A 16,832-nucleotide genomic window follows, 5' to 3' on the forward strand; every position below is an offset into this window, starting at 1 on the left:
GGCCTGCCGACGGCGCGCAGCGCGTGCCGTCGGCAGGCAAATGATCAGCTGGCAATTTCGGCGTTCTGCATGACAAGCGTGCGTGTCGGGAACGGAATTTCGACGCCGGCCTTGTCCAGCGCGACCTTGACCGCGCGCGTCATGTCGGCCTGATACTGAAAATACGCGGCCCGGTCGCACCAGACCCGCACCAGAAAATCGACCGAACTGGCGTTCATGTTGGTGACCTGAATGAACGGTTCCGGTTCCGCCAGCGACCGGGGGTCGGCCATGATCGTGTCAATGATCGTGCTGTGCGCCAGATCCAGATCGGCACCGTAGGATACACCGATGGTCCATTCCGCGCGGCGCTGCGGATAGACTGAATAATTGGTGATCGTGTTGCCCCACACTTCGGAATTGGGAACGATGATCTGCACGTTGCCGATGCTGGCCAGTTCGATGAAGTTCAGGTTGATCGCCTTGACCGTGCCCATCGTCCCGGCGATATCGACGAAATCGCCCAGCTTGATCGGGCGAAAAAACACGATCATCACCCCTGCCGCCACATTCGACAGCGTGCCCTGCAACGCCAGACCGATGGCCAGACCTGCGGCACCGATGACGGCCACGACGCTGGTGGTCTGCACCCCAAAGGTATTGAGCACGAACAGGAACGCGAACCCGATGATGACGTAGCGGATGATGTTACCCAGAAAGCCGAACAGCGTTTCGTCCAGATGGATATTTTTCTGCCCGACGTTTTCGATCCGACGCCCGACCCATCCCGCGATGATGAACCCGACAAGCAAGATCACGATTGCAGAAACGACATTCCCGAGGATCGAAATCAAAAATTCCAGCGTCAGCAAATCGGCCAACGATTTGCCGTTCAGGATCGGGGTCGTCAGAAGATCGTTCATGCGTTCCTCGCGGTGTCGTCCATGATCTGCGCCAGCTTGGCGTCAAGCGCGGACAAACCATCAACGTCATGCGTCGTCAACGTGACCTCCACCGTTTTGTAAACGTTGGACCATTCGGGGTGGTGATTTATCTTTTCCGCACGGATCGCGATTTGCGTCATCCATCCAAAGGCCTGCACGAAGTTTTTGAATTGGAACGTCTTCTGGATCGCGTCGCGGTCGTCTTGCAGCGCCCAGCCGTTGGCCAAGAGCGGGTCAAGGGCGGCGTCGCGGTCCGCGCCGGTCAGTTTGTCGGTCATTGCTGTTCCTCTCTGTGATCGCGGCGAAAGGGGCCATAGCTGGTCAACACCTCTATGTCTTCGTCCACCGCGCGGGTTTCGGCTTGCACGTATCGGGCGATCGCGTCCCGAAAACCAGGGTCCGCGATCCAGTGCAGCGAATGGGTGGCGACGGGCAGATAGCCGCGCGCCAGTTTGTGTTCGCCCTGCGCACCTGCCTCGACCCGGTCCATGCCGTGCTGGATGGCAAAATCGATGGCCTGATAATAGCACAATTCGAAATGTAGCGCGGGGTGATATTCGGTGCTGCCCCAGTAGCGGCCGAACAGCGTATCGCGCCCGATGAAATTCAGCGCCCCCGCGACAGGGCGGTCGCCGTCCAGCGCCAGCACCAACAGCATGTCGTCGCGCAAGTGTTTCTGCGCATGGTCAAAAAACGCCCGCGTCAGATAGGGTGTGCCCCATTTGCGGTTGCCAGTATCCTGATAGAACCGCCAGAACGCATCCCAGTGGTGTGGCTGGATCGCGTCGCCTGTCAGTTGCACGATGGTGCCGCCGAAATCCTGCGCCTGTGCGCGTTCCTTGCGGATATTCTTGCGCTTGCGACTGGACAGGGCCGCCAGAAAGGCGTCGAAATTCGCATAACTGTCGTTGACCCAGTGAAACTGTTGCCCGGTGCGGCGCATCAGGCCCATATCCGCACCGGCCAGCGCCTCTGCTTCTGTGCAGAACGTGGCGTGGACCGATGACAGGTCGTTGTCGGATGCGATTTGCACCGCCCCTTGCACCAGTGCGGACATGCCCACCGCCTCGAACCCTGGTCGGGTCAGAAAACGGCGACCCGTGGCGGGGGTAAAGGGCACCGCGATCTGCAACTTGGGATAATAAGCGCCGCCTGCGTTTTCATAGGCATGCGCCCAGTTGTGATCAAAGATGTATTCGCCCTGTGAATGCCCCTTTGCATAAAGCGGACAGACAGCGATCACCTGACCGTCCGACCGCGCCACCAGATAGCGGGGCTGCCAGCCGCTGCGCCCGCCGACGGAACCTGAATCTTCGAGCGCGCGCAAAAACCGATAGGTTGTGAACGGGTCCACCGGCCGCCCGTCGCCGGGACAGGCGCAGGCGTCCCAATCCGTGGGGTCAATATCGTCCAGAGTTGGCAGGGCCGTCAGTTCGATGGGGGTGTCATTCATCTGGTGCAAAGTGGGCGCCGGTCTGCAACCGTCAAGCCGGATATCGTTCGAATGTGATGTTGTCGGCCGTTTTGCGGGCTTCTGCCTCTTGTTCGGGCGATGTGATCGTCCATGCAAGGATACGTGCCCCCTTTGCCTTCAGCGCCGCGATACGCGGATGGTCCAGTTCGTTGCGATCATGACTGATGAAACAGGCGCCCGCATGGTCGTAGTCTGGGATCGTGGCAAGCCGTTCCAGCGTGGGCGTTGGAATCGTGGGCCAGCCCGCGACATCAAAACCGCCGGTCGTTAGCCCGCGCGGGATTTCAGGCGCAATCCGCGCAATTTCTGCAACATGATGTGGGTTGAACGACATCACGGCCACGTCGCCGGTATAGTGTTTCAGCAGGGCCGCAATGGCACGACCAATCGGCCCCGTGCTGGGGCCCAGCGCGCCGTCCTGATCCTTGATTTCCAGCAAAAGCGGGACGCGGCCCGCAACTTCTGTCAGCACCCGGTCAAGGGTCGGCACGGTGCCGGGGTCGCCCATCAGCGGAATCTGCGCCAGTTGCGCGCTGCTGCGCTGGGCGATCGGCCCCATTTCAACCGTCATGCGGCGCAGGTCGTAATCATGAAACACCACAGGCACCCCGTCAGACGCGCATTGCAGGTCAAGTTCGATGCCATAGCCCGCGGCGACCGCGGCCTTGATCGATGACATCGCGTTTTCGACGCGCCCGGCACGTGCGTCATGAAAAGCGCGGTGCGCGATGGGGCGGGTCAGAAAGCTTTCAGGCAGCATCACGTGATTTCAAAGATCGCTTCGATCTCGACCATGACGCCAAGGGGCAGGCTGGCGGCGGATACGGCCGATCTGGCATGACGGCCCTTGTCGCCCAAGGCGTCGACCAGAAAATCGGACGCGCCATTGATGACGCGGGGCTGGTCTGTGAAACCGCTGGTGGAATTCACAAAGCCGGTCAGTTTGACCACGCGGGCCAGCCGGTCGATATCGCCGTCGCAAGCCGCCTTGAGCTGTGCCAAAAGGCTGATGGCGCAGGCACGTGCGGCAATGGCGCCTTCTTCGACGGTGGCGGTTTCGCCCAGTTTGCCCAACATGTTGCCGTTCGGTCCCTGCGAAATCTGGCCCGAAACATAGACCATGTTCCCTGACACCACGAAGGGCACATAATTTGCGGCAGGTGCTGGGGCGTCGGGCAAGGTCACACCCATCTGGGCGAGTTTGTTTTCAATCATGCTCATGTCGTGGCTCCTGTCGGTTTGACGCGACGCTACGCGGGCCGGACTGCAAGAGCAATCACGACTCGCGGAATGCGCGGGCAAAGTAGTCGGACAGGGGTTTAACCAGATAGACCAGCGGTGCGCGCTCCGCCGTGCGGATGTATGTTTCGACGGGCATGCCGGGAATCAAGGTCATGCCATCCGGCAGGCGGGCAGCCTCGCCTTCATTCAGTGTCACCTCTGCCCGGTAGAATGACTGATGTGTCAGATCATCCTCAAACGCGTCCGCGCCGATCCGTGCGATGGTGCCAAATAATGCGGGCGTCTGCCGCTGATCGAACGCTGGGAACCGCACGGTCACATCCTGCCCGGTAAATATGTGGTCGATATCCGTGACTGCAACGAATGCTGTGATAATCGGTGCACGATCCTGCGGCACCAAATACAGCAGGGGGTCAGCCGCGCGAACGACCGATCGTGGCGCAAAGACTTGCAAGCCGTGAACGACGCCCGACATGGGCGCCCGAATATCCAGACGGTCGATCTGTTGGCGCAGCACGCGTCTGCGTTCGGCCAGTTCCAAAGCGGATGCCTGCAAATCCGGTAATTGCGCAACAGCCTCTGTCCGGCGCGTCGTCATCAGTCCTGCGATTGCCAGTTCGATTTCCCTGATCCGGGCGTCGGCTTCGCTAAGACGTGCGACGATATCGCCCATGCGACCGGAAACATCGGCGCGTTCCCTGCGCAATGTCAGAACGCGGTGGGCCGGTGCAAGCCCGCGATCCAACAGGGATTGCTGGTCCGCCAATTCGGCGCTGATCAGCGCGTCCTGCGCCACCAGTGCGGCGTGCCGGGCTGCCAACCCCGCTATCTGCGCTGTGATCTGCGCGCGTTGTTGTTCCAGTTGGTTGGCACTGGCGCTGATACTGTCCCGGCGTGTCATGAACAGGGTCAGTTGGCCGTCGATCTGATTCCGCGCAATCGGCCCCGCGCCCAGCAGGTCAGGGGCAAAGGTCACTTTGTCCGCGCCATCGCGTTCCGCCGTCAGCCGGGCCATGCGCGCGCGCGTGTCAAAATACTGTGCATCAAGCGTGGCCAGTTCGCCCGTCATCGTGTCAGCGTCCAGCGCGATCAACAGGTCCCCCGCTGCGACGCGCTGCCCTTCGGTGACGGCGATCCGTTTGACCACGCCTCCGTCGGGGTGTTGAACGACCTGACGGTTGCCAGCCACCTCGACCCTGCCGGGACTGACCACCGCGCCTGCGATGTTGGCAAAGACGGCCCAGCCCCCGATCCCGCCGATCAGAATCAGTAATGCCAGACCGCCGCTGATCAGATACGGCTTGGCGGACCAGCGTGCAGGGTCGACCGATGTCATGACCGCCCCGCGACCCGTGGCGAGTCAATCGGATGCGCACCCGGTCGATGGACCACATCCCGCAGAACGTCATCCGGACTGCCAAACGCACGGCGGGTGCCGTTTTCCAGCATCAACAGCAGGTCGCAGTCCTGAATGGCGGCCGGACGATGGGCCATAATGACAATCGATTTGCCATCCGCCTTTGCCATCCGGATCGCGTTCGTCAGGGCGACCGATCCTGCGTTGTCCAGATTGCTGTCGGGTTCGTCAAACACCAGCATCACGGGGTCACCGTATAATGCACGCGCAAGCCCAATCCGCTGGATCTGCCCCCCGGACAAGCCGCCGTCCTGGGCGGTGACATCCGTGTCATACCCGTCCGGAAGCGACAGGATCATGTCATGCGCGCCGGCTGCGCGGGCCGCGGCGATGACAGCAGCATCATCGGGTTTCACCGACATGCGGGCGATGTTGTCCCTGATCGTTCCGTCGCTCAGTTGCACTCTTTGTGGCAGATACCCGATGTGCTGACCTAGAAAATCGGGATCGTATTGGTCTAGTGTCGCCCCATCCAGCCGGATCACCCCGCCTGCCGGGGCCCAAATGCCTGTCAGCGCATAGGCCAGCGCGGATTTGCCCGCACCCGATGGTCCGATCACGCCGAGCGCCTGACCGGGGGCAAGGTCAAAACTGATCATGCGCACCGCAGCCTGACGCTGGCCCGGCGGTACGACGGTTATCTGATCAACGCAGATGCGGCCCAGCGGCTTTGGCAGCGTGGTGCGGGTCGCCGGTAAGGGCGTATTCGCCAAAAGGACAGTCAGATTGCGCCATCCTTCGCGCGCCTGCGACAGTAAAGCCCATTGGCTGACGATCTGTTCCACCGGGGCCAATGCGCGTCCCATCAGAACGGATGCGGCGATCATCGCCCCCGGGGTCAGGACCCCACGCAGCACCAGAAACGCCCCCAGCCCCAACATGGCCGTTTGAATGAACAGGCGAAATGTCTTGATGAACGTGGTAAAGCCGGTGCGGATATCGACCGTTGCCATGGTTGCGTCCAGCGCCGCAGCGCGCGCGGTTTGCCACCGATTGACACTGGCCTCCTGCATACCCAGCGCCACGATCGTGTCACGACTGGCCCTTGTCTGGTGGTGAAGGCGGTCGGCAATCCGTGTGGCGTCGTGTAGCCGGTCCAATGGCCCCCGTATGACCACGTGATTTGCGAAAGCAGCCCCTACAAGCACCGCGCCGCCGCCCAATGCCAGCAAAGCCAGCCCGGGGTGAAAGATGAAAATGCCCAACAGAAACAGCGGCACCCATGGCAGATCGAACAGCGCCGCAAAGCCGGGCGAGGTCAGGCCGCGTTGCACCTTATCCAGATCATGCGGGCCGAAATGCGCCGTCGGTCCGCCCCGGGACTGTGCCTGCGCCCGCAGTGTCGCCATAAAAACCCGCCGGTCCAGACGCATCTGGAATCTGGCGGCCACCCGGGCCATGATCAATCCCCGTGCGTGATCCAGGACGCCCATGATACCAAACAGGAATGTCGCCAGCACCGAAAGCGCGACCAGCGTTTCCAGACTGCGCGACCCCAGGACGCGATCATAGACATTCAGCATATAGAACGGCGCCGTCAGCATCAGCAGGTTCACAAAAAGGCTGAACACCAGAACGACCCTGTAAAGCGCACGTCCTTCGCGCCGGGCAAGTGCCAGTTCAGCGGCGCCTTGACGTGACGTGTTTGCCGGATACGGCATGCCGTGCCTTTCGTGGTGGGGCCAGGATATGCTGCTGCGGCCCGTTTCACGAACAGACTGCGCCATGGCAGGTTAAGGTCACGTTGACCGTCCCGCGTGACATAAGGCTGTGATCTGCGTATCCTTTTGCCGAACCAGAGAGGAGCAACCAAAATGCGCATGAAAATCGCAGTGACCGGCCTGTGTCTCATCGCGTTGCCTGCAACTGGTGGACCCTATGACGGGACATTCAAACAGGCCGCGAACGCCGAATGTGACCTTGTCGGCGTCGATGGCGGGTCCGTGCGGATCGCCGATGGCATCTTTTACGGCGTCGAACTGCAATGCCGCATGTCGGACCCGGTCAACGTGCTGGAAATGGATGCGTTGCTTTACACCATGGAATGCAGCGGTGACGATCAGATGTTCACCGAACGCGCGATGGTGATGGACAAGGCCGAAGACGACGGCATCATCATGGTCTGGAACGGATACGCCTTCGTCTATGACCGCTGCGACCCGACGCCTGCCGTGACAATCGATACGCCTTCCACGCCGGATGACACGATTTCATCGGATGTCGCCCCGGAAAACTGAGCGCCATATCGGACTTTTCGCCTTGTTCCCCCCCCGATCTCCCGTTACACCAGCCAACGGAGATGTGGCCGAGTGGTCGAAGGCGCTCCCCTGCTAAGGGAGTATACCGGGAACGGTATCGAGGGTTCGAATCCCTTCGTCTCCGCCATTTCCTTTTCGTAGATACTGCTAAGTATCTGTAATCGGACATATTTATGGCGCATTTACCTCCCACCATCTACAACTTGTAGCGATTCCGCACCGAAGAATGTGGGATGAAATGTGGGACGGAATATGAGCACAGATTTCAGCACCGGGCGCCGCATCGGCGTAAAGTCAGGACCGCACGTCGAGCGCAAGCTCAACGCGACATTCGTGAAAAAAGCGCCGCCGGGCCGATACTGCGATGGCGGCGGCCTGATACTGCACGTCGATAGAACCGGGGCTCGTCGGTGGTTTCTCCGGGTCGTTGCCCACGGTGTCCGCAAGGACTACGGCATCGGCCCCCTTTCGTTCGTGTCGCTGACGGAGGCGCGCGAGACAGCCGGGAAGATGCGCAAAATCGCCCGGATGGGGGGCGATCCACTGATGGTCCGGCACGAGCACCAGTCGGCAGCGATGACGTTCAGGAAGGCGGCACAGGAAGTGCACGATTTCCGCATCCGGGATACGAGCCGCAACGGCAAGCATATCGACCAGTGGTGGAACACGCTCGAACACTACGTCTTTCCAACCTTCGGCGATCTCTCCGTGTCCGAGATCACCGGGAAGATGGTTGTCGATGTCCTGAAACCGATCTGGCGCGAGAAGCCCGAGACGGCCAGACGCGTGCTCCAGCGGATCGACGTCGTGCTGCAATGGTGCGAGGTTCAGGGCTGGCGCGATCAGGCGATCCCCGTGAAAGGCATCCGCAACGCGCTCGGGAAGCAGGGCGACCGAGTAAAGCACTTCGAGGCGATTTCCCACTTCCAAGTCGCGGACCTGATGGCCGCACTCACGGAAGTTCCCGGCGTTGGCTCTGCCGCTCTCCGCTTCACGATCCTTACGGCCTCACGCTCCGGCCCAGTGAGGCTGGCGCGTTGGGACGAGTTCTCGAACTGGGACAACACCTGGACTGTCCCCGAGGAACATATGAAGGGCGGGAAGAAGTTCGTCGTGCCGCTGTCCTTCACAGCCAGAAATATCATCCTCGCGCAGCGCGAGATTGCCGGAAATTTCGAACTCGTTTTCCCGTCCCCACGAGACGGAAAGAAAAAAATCTCGGAAAACACGATGGCGAAGATCCTGAAAAAATTTCACCCCGGCGCGACTGTTCACGGAATGCGCAGCGCATTTCGCGACTGGTGCGAAGAGTTTGCCGAGAACGTTCCGAGGGAGGTCAAAGAGGCGGCACTTGCTCACGCAAGCGGGGACAAGGTCGATGAAGCATATCGCCGGACGATCTACCTCGATCATCGTGAAAACCTGATGGAGGTCTGGGGGCTCTACGCAACAGGCGTGGGCGGAACCTACGCGGACCTTGTCAAGCGTGCGACGAGTCTGAAATACCTTGAAGTTGATGCTGCCGAATAACGCCAGTGCGTGCAAGTAAGGGGAACAAGATGGACGCGGAAAACCCGCTCGAAGCATTCATCTCGAAAGCGAAGGCGTCCGGTGGTGCCGAGCGGGCGAACTACCAGCTATTCGTCGTCGAGCTGTGCGAGGTTCTGGGCGTCCGCCGGCCTGAATATGCAAGCGAGGACACTGGCCTCGATAACTATGTGTTCGAGCGGAAGGTGGCCTTCGCGCACCCGGACGGATCGACCACGAGTGGTTGGATTGACTGCTACAGGCGCGATCACTTCATCCTCGAAGCGAAGCAGTCGAAGAAGCGCACGGCCTCGGCGGACGGCCTTGGACTGCCTTCGGACACATTCCTGCCCAAGACGGGCCACGCCCTGCGAGGGACGCGCACCTGGGACCGGGTGATGGTTCAGGCAAAGACCCAAGCGGAGAGCTATTCCCGCACTCTGCCCGTGGAGCACGGCTATCCGCCCTTCATCCTGATCGTCGATGTCGGGAATGTCATCGAGGTTTTCGCCGACTTTTCCGGGCAGGGAAAGAACTACGCCCATTTCCCTGACCGCAAATCATTCCGTATCCTTATGGACGATCTGCGGGAGTCGGAAATACAGGACCGACTCCGGGCGATCTGGACCGATCCGCATTCCCTTGACCCGGCCAAAAACTCTGCCCGGATCACCCGCGAGATTGCCGACCAACTGGCAATCATCGCCCGGAGGCTCGAACGGAAACACGACGCGAAGGCCGTGGCCGAGTTCCTGATGCGCTGCATCTTCACGATGTTCGCGGAAGATGTGAAACTCCTGCCCGAGCGGTGCTTTCAGAATCTCTTGCAGGATATGCAGAAGACACCGGGCGATTTCGTCCCGGCGCTGGAATCCCTGTGGCGGGATATGGATGAAGGCGGCTTCTCCGGAATGATCCGGAAAACCGTCAAGAAGTTCAATGGCTCGCTGTTCAAGGACCGCACGGCGCTACCGCTTGAATCCGATGAACTTGCCGCGCTTAGCGCCGCCGCCAACCGGGATTGGCAGGATGTAGAACCCGCGATTTTCGGCACCTTGCTGGAACGCGCGCTCGACAAGCGCGAGCGGTCGTCGCTGGGGGCGCACTACACGCCGCGCGCCTATGTCGAGCGATTGGTGGTCCCCGTCATCATCGAACCTTTGCGCGAAGACTGGACGGCGGTGCAGGCGCGGGTCCGCGACCTGACGGAACAGGGCAAGGATAGGGACGCCCTCGACGAGGTGCGCCGTTTCCACCGCAAGCTCTGCACGACGCGGGTGCTTGATCCGGCCTGCGGCACCGGCAACTTCCTCTATGTCTCGCTCGAACTGATGAAGCGCCTCGAAGGCGAGGTGCTGGACGCCATCGCCGATCTCGGGGGCCAGCCCGACCGATATTCGGACTTCCCCGATGACGCGGGGTCGCATCGGGTGGGCCGGAAGCTCGCCAGCTCGGGCGGGCGCTTCACGGTCGATCCCCATCAGTTTTACGGGCTGGAGCTGAACCCGCGCGCGGTGCCGATTGCGGACCTCGTGCTGTGGATCGGCTTCCTGAAATGGCAGATCAGGACCGGGGTGGATATTTCGGAACCCGTCCTGGATGCCTACGGCACGATCCGCCAGCAGGATGCCGTCCTTGCCCACGATGGGGAGACGCCCGCGCTGGATGAGAACGGCCAGCCGCGCACCCGGTGGGATGGCTTCACCCGCAAGCCCGACCTGATCACCGGGGAGATGGTGCCCGACGCCTCCGCTCGGGTCGCGATCACGGCCTACGCGAACCCGCGCCGTGCGTCGTGGCCGGATGCGGAGTTCATCATCGGCAACCCGCCCTTCATCGGCGGCAAGGATATCCGGGCCGAACTCGGCGACGGCTATGCCGAAGCGGCGTGGGCCGCGCGTCCGGATGTGCCGGGCGGTGCGGATTTCGTGATGCACTTCTGGGACGAGGCCGCGCGGCGGCTGACGGTGAAGGGCACCAAGGCACAGCCGAACCCGACGCGCCGTTTCGGCTTCATCACCACGAACTCGATCACCCAGACCTTTTCCCGCCGGGTCATCGAGCAACGCCCGAAGGGCGAGCCGCCTTTCTCGCTGGTCTTCGCCGTGGGTGATCATCCCTGGCTGAAGTCGGCGGATCGCGCTGCCGTGCGGATCGCGATGACTGTCGCCGAAGCCGGATTGTCCGAGGGCGTTCTGGGCGAGGTGGTGGAAGAAGCCGACCTGAATACCGACGCGCCGCGCGTGCGCCTGCGTCGCACGGCAGGCAAGATCACCTCGAAACTGACAATCGGGGCCGATCTCGCCAGCATCCGCCCGCTCTGGGCAAACGAGGCGTTGTCGAGCCCCGGCGTGAAACTGCACGGAGCCGGGTTCATCGTGTCGCCCGAGAAGGCGCGGGAACTCGGCCTCGGCACCGTGCCGGGATTGCAGCGCCATATCCTGCCCTACCGCAACGGACGCGATCTGGCGGCCACTCCGCGGGGCGCAATGGTCATCGACCTCTTCGGCCTGACCGTGGAAGACGTGCGCGACCGCTTCCCGGCGGTGTTCCAGCACGTGGCCGAAACGGTGAAGCCGGAACGGGACAACAACAATCGCGACACCTACCGGGACAGCTGGTGGATCTTCGGCGAGCCGCGCCGCGACCTGCGCCCAGCCTTGGAGGGCTTGCCCCGCTACATCGCTACCATCGAGACCACAAAACACCGGGTCTTCCGCTTCCTCGATGCTTCCATCCGTCCGGACAACAAGCTGATCGTTCTGGCTGTCGACGATACCGCTTTTTTCTCGGTGCTCTCCTCTCGGCTTCACGTCCACTGGTGCCTGAGCTTCCGAAATCTCCTCGAAGATCGACCGGTGTATGCGAAGACCGATACGTTTGACCCGTTCCCGTTCCCTCTCTTGGGCGAGGCGGCAAGGGCCGAAATGTCGAAACTCGGCAACCGACTCGACACCTTCCGCACCGACCGGATCGCCAATGTGCCCGGCCTGACGATGACGAAGCTCTACAACGCCCTCGGACGCGCGCGGGAGGTGGAGGCCGGGACGGATGCCGATCCGCTTTCCGAAGCGGAAAAGGATTTGCACAGCGCCGCGCAGATCGCCGTCCTGAAGGACCTGCACGACCGTATCGACCGCGCGGTGTTCGACGCCTACGGCTGGTCCGATCTCGCGCCCCGGGTCGTCGGCAAGCCCGGCGGGCTGACGCCTTCCCTGCTGAAAACTTCCGATCAGGAAGACGCCGAGGAGGAGCTATTGAAGCGGCTGGTGGAGTTGAACAAGGAGCGCGTCCGCGACGAGGCGCGCGGCGTGATCCACTGGCTCCGCCCGGAGTTCCAGAAGCCCCGTCTTGGCGCCAAGGCTCCGCAGCCCGCAACCGCGCGGCAGATGGAGGCGGAGCTTGCCGCCGTCGCCGCCCCGGCGGAAAAGATCGCGTGGCCGAAGGATGGGCTGGAACAAATCAAGGCGATGCGGGGGGCGCTCGGCGAGGCGGATGGCCCGATCTCGGTCGCCGACCTCGATGCCCGGTTCAAGGGCGGGCGCAAGCGGCAGGACCGGATTGCCGACCTGCTGGCCTATATGAGCGAAACCGGAATGATCCGCACGCAGGAGGGCGAGGCCGGGCAGCGATATTTCATCCCAATGTGATCTCGTCCCGCTGCCGGTGGCGCGGTTCTGCGCCGCTCTCTGGCGGCGGGACGATGGCTTGAGGCTCGGGCGTCTGCACCGCCTCCGGCTGCGGGCGGTGAAGCCGGGCGCGAAGCGTGTCGCGGATCATCACCAGGGCGCGAAATGACCGACGCACAGACCGGCGACGAATAGCGCGACGGAGAGGGGCCAGAAACGGCGGGAGATGGGTCGCGGTGCCTCCGGGGCTGGCTGGTGTCCGATGGCGCTCACGCGCGCTCCCAGCGTCTCGGATGAATGGTGGAGCCGGTCGAGCTTGTCCGCCATCTCGTGCAACTTGCGGCCCTGCGCTCGGTGCTGTTCGAGCAGGTCCGCGACTCCGCGCAGGATGCGATCGGACCGCTCCGCAGACTTCTCCGCACTGGCTTGGGTGCGCGTCATCGCGTTTTCCCAGTCCAGTTCGCTGGGGCCGTTGAACATCGTTCATCTCCTTCAACTGGTTGATTTCCCTGATCAGGATATTCGCCTCGGCGCGGCTGTGGCCGCTGTCGGTGCTGTGCCATTCCGGTTTCGATGTTGGGGCGATCCCTTTCGCCGCGCAGGCCCGCGCACCGGGGCCCTCGTGGATGGTGGGGACTTGGTCGATACCGCGCGCCGCGTGGGACAGATGCGAGATGCGAGACTCCTCGTTGTAGCCCCAGCCCGCCATCAGGTCGTTGTGGGTGTCGGCCCAGAGCTTCGCCGCCCGTTCGACGGCTCCTTTCCGCGCCATCCCGAGGACGCTTCGTGGCCTGCCACGTCCGCCGCCGCGCTCGTAGGCATCGAGTGCGACGACGTGGAAATGCGGGTTCCGGATGTCGTTCCCGTTCTGGTCGTGGATGGCGAAGACATACCCGGCCTTGCCATCGGTCAGTCGCTCGGCGAAAGCCCGCGCGAGCGACGCGCGTTGATCTGAAGTGGCTTCGATCGGCAGGGCCACGATAAAGCGTTCGGCGACGCGTCCTTTCTTGCGGATCGCTTCGGCCTCCGCCGCCTCCGCCGTTTCCGCGTCGGTAGGCGATACGCGCGCCCGCTCCACGACGCGGGCCGCGCTCGGCCGGGTGATGTAGCGCAGGTGAGCAAGGGTCTGACCCTGCTGGGCAGCGCGTTCCGCGCCATTCACCTTGGTGGAGAAGCTCTTGACGGAATGTCGGAATGAAAAAAGTGCCATTGTTCGCTTCGGGTTGGGGGGACAAAATCACTATTTTGTCCGTTGTGCGCCTTCATTTCTTCTCTCTCGTAAATAGGACCCCAACGATGACACCAAAAACGCAGCAGTCCCTTTACCGCGTCGTCAGGACTTGCGCCCTGCACAGCGCGCGCTTTCGCCTTTCGGGCTTCGACGATATGGCGCTGACGGATGCGCTGATCGAAGGCCTCGGCGACGAGATCGTCGATTTTTTCGAAGAGCGGTTCCCGGAATACCTCAAGAAGGCCCCTCGCAAGACCGGAAAATCCGGTTCCAGCGAGGGGCCGGGCTCTCAGGTCAGGACGCGCCACACTTTTCCGCCGACGCTGTAGGTCGGTATCCGGCGTTCCCGTTGCCCTCGATTAGGCGAGACTGAACGAGTTGCGCGAAAATCCGGTTGATCGCCCGGAGAGTCGTTTCCCGTTTCTCGCTTTTGTCCGATGGGCAGGCTTTCGAGAAATCGACGATGATGTCTGCTGCTTTCACGCGCCGATCAGAAGAGGCTTTGCATTGCTGGCATACGAGTTGGAAGGCGACCTTTTCCCGGTAGTCTCCGGCATCGGCCTCCTTGGCGTCCTCTGCCCCGGGGGCAGGTGCCGGTTGGACGTCCTGCCCTTCCATCGGCAGGGCGAGCGGGAGCGTGATCGCCTCGCCGTCCCGATCTACTCCGACTTCGAGTGCTGTGAGACGGAAATACAGGCGGCGGTTCTTGCTGCCGTTCCGCTGCTTCGTCGGGGTCAAGCTGACGACCCCCCGCCCATATGCCTTCGAGGCATCTTCCACGAGCACCACGGTATCGAAGGCGTTGAAAACAGTCCCGGAGCCGCGAGGGCGCGAGCCATCCGAGACCCCGGTGTGATGCACGACGAGGGCATTTGCGCCTGTCTCGTCGGCGATCCTGCGGAGGCTCTGGATCATCCGCCCCATATCCCGAGCGGAGTTCTCGTCGCCGTCGCCGATGGACATTGCCATCGTATCGACGATGACCAGACAGGACGTCGCCTTCTCATTGAAAATGAGGTCTTGGATTTCCTTCGAGAGAAAGGCCATCTGCTGCGGGTCGGTCAGGTCGATGGCCTTGGGCAGGACATAGAACGAAGCGGAATCCGAGGCCGCATCCGTGAAGTGAGGCAAGGCACGGTCTTCGACCCCTTTCGGGTCTTCCGCTGCCACGTAGATGACCAGCGACTTCTCGGTTGGAATATCGGCAAGCGGCTTGCCCTGGGCGACGTGGGCGCAGATGGATGCGACCACCGTGGATTTCCCGACATTCGACGGGCCGAAGATCATACTGACCTGACCGGGCTTCAGGAGCCCCTTGACGATGTAGCGGTGGTCGATGGTGATCTGCTCGTCGTTGAGCCTCTTGAGCTCGGTGTTCAGCAGGGTAGTGGAAAGCGCAGTATTGACGCAGGCGACGTTCATTCGTATGTATCCTTTGTAGACGTTGCATTGCGTGCTGCGGATGGTTTGGCGACTGCTCCGCGGCACAGAAAAGAGATGGCTCTTTTTGTGCGCGCAAAAAAACTTTCACGGAAAAAAATCTCTTCGGACAGCCAGACAGACGGACGCCGTCCTACAGACGGCGTCCGTCTGTCTGGCTGTCCGCCTCGGTGTGGTGATCCGGCTCGACTGACCTCCGTCGAGCAACATTCGTGCGCGGGCGAGCCCGGAGACGATAGATGTTGGGTGGAATGTTGGACGGCTTGCGCGTCGTCTCGGGATAATATATACAAATCAACGACGTGGGCTGGGAGTCACGAAGACTTCGTCTCCGCCAGACCCCCCGCGAAAGCGTTCTCCCGATCCGGCTCCGGCCGGATTTTTCCGTTGTTTTCGAGGGTTATGCGGGTGGAGCTGAGCACTGGCCCCGGCACCAAGAGGCCCGGAAGCGGTCTCTCTGAGCCGATATTCTCCGGACCTCTCGACTGCTCTAGTTTGGTGTAAAGCATGTAGGTGACTGAAACTTAAGTATGATTTTATGGTTCAGCCTCGACATTTTGACATCAGGGGCGTTGCGGAAAATGGAACTGAAAACAAACTCTTTCTGCCCTCATCCACGATGAGATCCGGAATGCGCTGTTGCAACGCTAGGACAGCATCGCGCGCGCGTTTTCTCGCACTATGCACCCACACCTGCTCGACTGGCGTTTCTTCCGCGAGAAGTCTGTGACGCATGAGACATCCGACACGCGACCAGAGCCGGTAACCTTGTTCAAAAGCGCAGGCTGTCCAACTATAGATGTCTGATGAACCGGCGCTTGAAGCCACGCTGATCTGCTTCTTGCCTATTCCGATACTGACGAAGGTCCCATTTCGGCTCAACTGCTAGTTATGCCACAGCGCGAGTGGTCTCCGCCGCTTCATGATCCGTCAAAATCGCACGAAATGATTGCGCCACGGCTTCAGCAAGGTCGCAGGGGACGGCGTTTCCGATCTGCCGGTAGACAGAACTCTTGCGACCAAAAAACTGGTAGTCGTCGGGGAAAGTTTGGATGGCCATGCATTCTCTGATCGTAAGGCGGCGAAGTCTCGCGGTAGCATCCCCAGCCCAAGGGCTTTCGCCCCTCATCAAGCCGGCGTGGTATGTCTCGACGAAGCTGATCTCCCCTTTAAATACCTCATCCTCATCGATGATGGGGGTCTTATTGCCGCCCATCGAAGCTGGAAGGGTGGTGGCGTAGCCGGCCGTGGGCAGTGGTCTGCCAGCGCCGTTGAACAGCATTCCCGCGTATGGCGACCGACGGAGGATCGGCGCCTTCGCATAGGAGATCTTCGCAGTGCAGGTTTTCGGGTTCTCCGAGGTGCCGGCTCGTCCGAATCCCTGATGATCTCTGCTACTGAAGGCGCGCTACGGCGAAATTCTGTTAGCTGACGCCGCAGTTCCGTCTCGAGGGTTCGGTCGTTGCCCCGATAAATGCTTTTTCGGATGCCAACCAAGAACATCCTTTCACGCATTTGGGGAACGCCAAAGTTCGTTGCATTCAAAACAACCAATGCAATGCAATATCCCCATCGCGCGCGATCCATGATCCGGCGCCTGACTTGACCTGCCACGGGATTTTTCCTCTATTTGGAATGAGAGTCCGACCCAACGAAGGGACGGACAATGAAGCGAACGAGATACAGCGAAG

Annotated in this window: 14 protein-coding genes and 1 tRNA gene; 5 read left to right on the forward strand and 10 right to left on the reverse strand. The window is 61.4% G+C overall.

Annotated elements, in window-relative coordinates; translation table 11 throughout:
- Positions 1-44: 44 nt before the first annotated feature.
- From GZH79_RS07200 to GZH79_RS07230, 7 genes are read right to left on the reverse strand one after another with little or no spacing between them, the layout of a single operon-like run.
- Positions 45-902, reverse strand: coding sequence for a mechanosensitive ion channel domain-containing protein (locus GZH79_RS07200; protein ID WP_211643111.1), 858 nt, complete (start codon positions 900-902; stop codon positions 45-47).
- The gene (locus tag GZH79_RS07205; RefSeq protein WP_211643112.1) at positions 899-1,201 is read right to left on the reverse strand and encodes a 4a-hydroxytetrahydrobiopterin dehydratase; all 303 of its coding nucleotides are present in this window, start codon (positions 1,199-1,201) and stop codon (positions 899-901) included. Before GZH79_RS07205 ends, GZH79_RS07200 begins: the two co-directional genes overlap by 4 nt.
- Positions 1,198-2,376, reverse strand: coding sequence for a GNAT family N-acetyltransferase (locus GZH79_RS07210; protein WP_211643126.1), 1,179 nt, complete (start codon positions 2,374-2,376; stop codon positions 1,198-1,200). Before GZH79_RS07210 ends, GZH79_RS07205 begins: the two co-directional genes overlap by 4 nt.
- A 31-nt stretch (positions 2,377-2,407) precedes the next feature.
- On the reverse strand, positions 2,408-3,157 hold the full coding sequence (locus GZH79_RS07215) for a glycerophosphodiester phosphodiesterase family protein (protein WP_211643127.1): 750 nt from the start codon (positions 3,155-3,157) through the stop codon (positions 2,408-2,410).
- On the reverse strand, positions 3,157-3,618 hold the full coding sequence (locus tag GZH79_RS07220; protein WP_211643113.1) for a RidA family protein: 462 nt from the start codon (positions 3,616-3,618) through the stop codon (positions 3,157-3,159). Before GZH79_RS07220 ends, GZH79_RS07215 begins: the two co-directional genes overlap by 1 nt.
- 55 nt (positions 3,619-3,673) lie before the next feature.
- The gene (locus tag GZH79_RS07225; protein WP_211643114.1) at positions 3,674-4,975 is read right to left on the reverse strand and encodes an HlyD family type I secretion periplasmic adaptor subunit; all 1,302 of its coding nucleotides are present in this window, start codon (positions 4,973-4,975) and stop codon (positions 3,674-3,676) included.
- Positions 4,972-6,717: a type I secretion system permease/ATPase gene (locus tag GZH79_RS07230; protein ID WP_211643115.1), complete on the reverse strand. Its 1,746-nt coding sequence runs from the start codon at positions 6,715-6,717 to the stop codon at positions 4,972-4,974. Before GZH79_RS07230 ends, GZH79_RS07225 begins: the two co-directional genes overlap by 4 nt.
- Before the next feature lie 153 nt (positions 6,718-6,870).
- On the opposite strand from GZH79_RS07230, the gene GZH79_RS07235 reads away from it, so the two are divergent.
- From GZH79_RS07235 to GZH79_RS07250, 4 genes are all read left to right on the forward strand, one after another.
- Positions 6,871-7,293 (forward strand): hypothetical protein, encoded by a 423-nt coding sequence (locus GZH79_RS07235; protein WP_211643116.1) that lies wholly within the window; start codon positions 6,871-6,873, stop codon positions 7,291-7,293.
- Between the two features lie 58 nt (positions 7,294-7,351).
- Positions 7,352-7,441 (forward strand) — tRNA-Ser (locus tag GZH79_RS07240).
- 125 nt (positions 7,442-7,566) lie between these two features.
- Positions 7,567-8,844: an integrase arm-type DNA-binding domain-containing protein gene (locus tag GZH79_RS07245; RefSeq protein ID WP_211643117.1), complete on the forward strand. Its 1,278-nt coding sequence runs from the start codon at positions 7,567-7,569 to the stop codon at positions 8,842-8,844.
- Between the two features lie 29 nt (positions 8,845-8,873).
- The gene (locus GZH79_RS07250) at positions 8,874-12,491 is read left to right on the forward strand and encodes a DNA methyltransferase (RefSeq protein ID WP_249219026.1); all 3,618 of its coding nucleotides are present in this window, start codon (positions 8,874-8,876) and stop codon (positions 12,489-12,491) included.
- On the opposite strand, the gene GZH79_RS07255 is transcribed toward GZH79_RS07250, so the two are convergent.
- Positions 12,478-13,680 carry a MobA/MobL family protein gene (locus GZH79_RS07255; protein WP_211643118.1) on the reverse strand — a complete coding sequence of 401 codons (1,203 nt, stop codon included), beginning with the start codon at positions 13,678-13,680 and terminating at the stop codon, positions 12,478-12,480. The genes GZH79_RS07250 and GZH79_RS07255 overlap by 14 nt on opposite strands.
- Before the next feature lie 86 nt (positions 13,681-13,766).
- Here GZH79_RS07255 and GZH79_RS07260 point away from each other — a divergent pair, with 86 nt between their 5' ends.
- Positions 13,767-14,030 carry a hypothetical protein gene (locus GZH79_RS07260; protein ID WP_211643119.1) on the forward strand — a complete coding sequence of 88 codons (264 nt, stop codon included), beginning with the start codon at positions 13,767-13,769 and terminating at the stop codon, positions 14,028-14,030.
- Here the strand turns inward: GZH79_RS07260 and GZH79_RS07265 are convergent.
- On the reverse strand, positions 13,996-15,123 hold the full coding sequence (locus GZH79_RS07265) for an AAA family ATPase (protein WP_211643120.1): 1,128 nt from the start codon (positions 15,121-15,123) through the stop codon (positions 13,996-13,998). The genes GZH79_RS07260 and GZH79_RS07265 overlap by 35 nt on opposite strands.
- A gap of 907 nt (positions 15,124-16,030) precedes the next feature.
- On the reverse strand, positions 16,031-16,423 hold the full coding sequence (locus GZH79_RS18975; protein WP_249219027.1) for a DNA cytosine methyltransferase: 393 nt from the start codon (positions 16,421-16,423) through the stop codon (positions 16,031-16,033).
- Positions 16,424-16,832: the final 409 nt, after the last annotated feature.

It is taken from the genome of Loktanella sp. SALINAS62, from assembly GCF_018263905.1.
Taxonomy (GTDB): domain Bacteria; phylum Pseudomonadota; class Alphaproteobacteria; order Rhodobacterales; family Rhodobacteraceae; genus Loktanella.

Bases quoted from the DNA above. Each gene is read 5' to 3' on its own strand.
- GZH79_RS07200 (WP_211643111.1), bottom strand. From the start codon at position 902: ATGAACGATCTTCTGACGACCCCGATCCTGAACGGCAAATCGTTGGCC.
- GZH79_RS07205 (WP_211643112.1), bottom strand. From the start codon at position 1,201: ATGACCGACAAACTGACCGGCGCGGACCGCGACGCCGCCCTTGACCCG.
- GZH79_RS07210 (WP_211643126.1), bottom strand. From the start codon at position 2,376: ATGAATGACACCCCCATCGAACTGACGGCCCTGCCAACTCTGGACGAT.
- GZH79_RS07215 (WP_211643127.1), bottom strand. From the start codon at position 3,157: ATGCTGCCTGAAAGCTTTCTGACCCGCCCCATCGCGCACCGCGCTTTT.
- GZH79_RS07220 (WP_211643113.1), bottom strand. From the start codon at position 3,618: ATGAGCATGATTGAAAACAAACTCGCCCAGATGGGTGTGACCTTGCCC.
- GZH79_RS07225 (WP_211643114.1), bottom strand. From the start codon at position 4,975: ATGACATCGGTCGACCCTGCACGCTGGTCCGCCAAGCCGTATCTGATC.
- GZH79_RS07230 (WP_211643115.1), bottom strand. From the start codon at position 6,717: ATGCCGTATCCGGCAAACACGTCACGTCAAGGCGCCGCTGAACTGGCA.
- GZH79_RS07235 (WP_211643116.1), top strand. From the start codon at position 6,871: ATGCGCATGAAAATCGCAGTGACCGGCCTGTGTCTCATCGCGTTGCCT.
- GZH79_RS07245 (WP_211643117.1), top strand. From the start codon at position 7,567: ATGAGCACAGATTTCAGCACCGGGCGCCGCATCGGCGTAAAGTCAGGA.
- GZH79_RS07250 (WP_249219026.1), top strand. From the start codon at position 8,874: ATGGACGCGGAAAACCCGCTCGAAGCATTCATCTCGAAAGCGAAGGCG.
- GZH79_RS07255 (WP_211643118.1), bottom strand. From the start codon at position 13,680: ATGGCACTTTTTTCATTCCGACATTCCGTCAAGAGCTTCTCCACCAAG.
- GZH79_RS07260 (WP_211643119.1), top strand. From the start codon at position 13,767: ATGACACCAAAAACGCAGCAGTCCCTTTACCGCGTCGTCAGGACTTGC.
- GZH79_RS07265 (WP_211643120.1), bottom strand. From the start codon at position 15,123: ATGAACGTCGCCTGCGTCAATACTGCGCTTTCCACTACCCTGCTGAAC.
- GZH79_RS18975 (WP_249219027.1), bottom strand. From the start codon at position 16,423: ATGCTGTTCAACGGCGCTGGCAGACCACTGCCCACGGCCGGCTACGCC.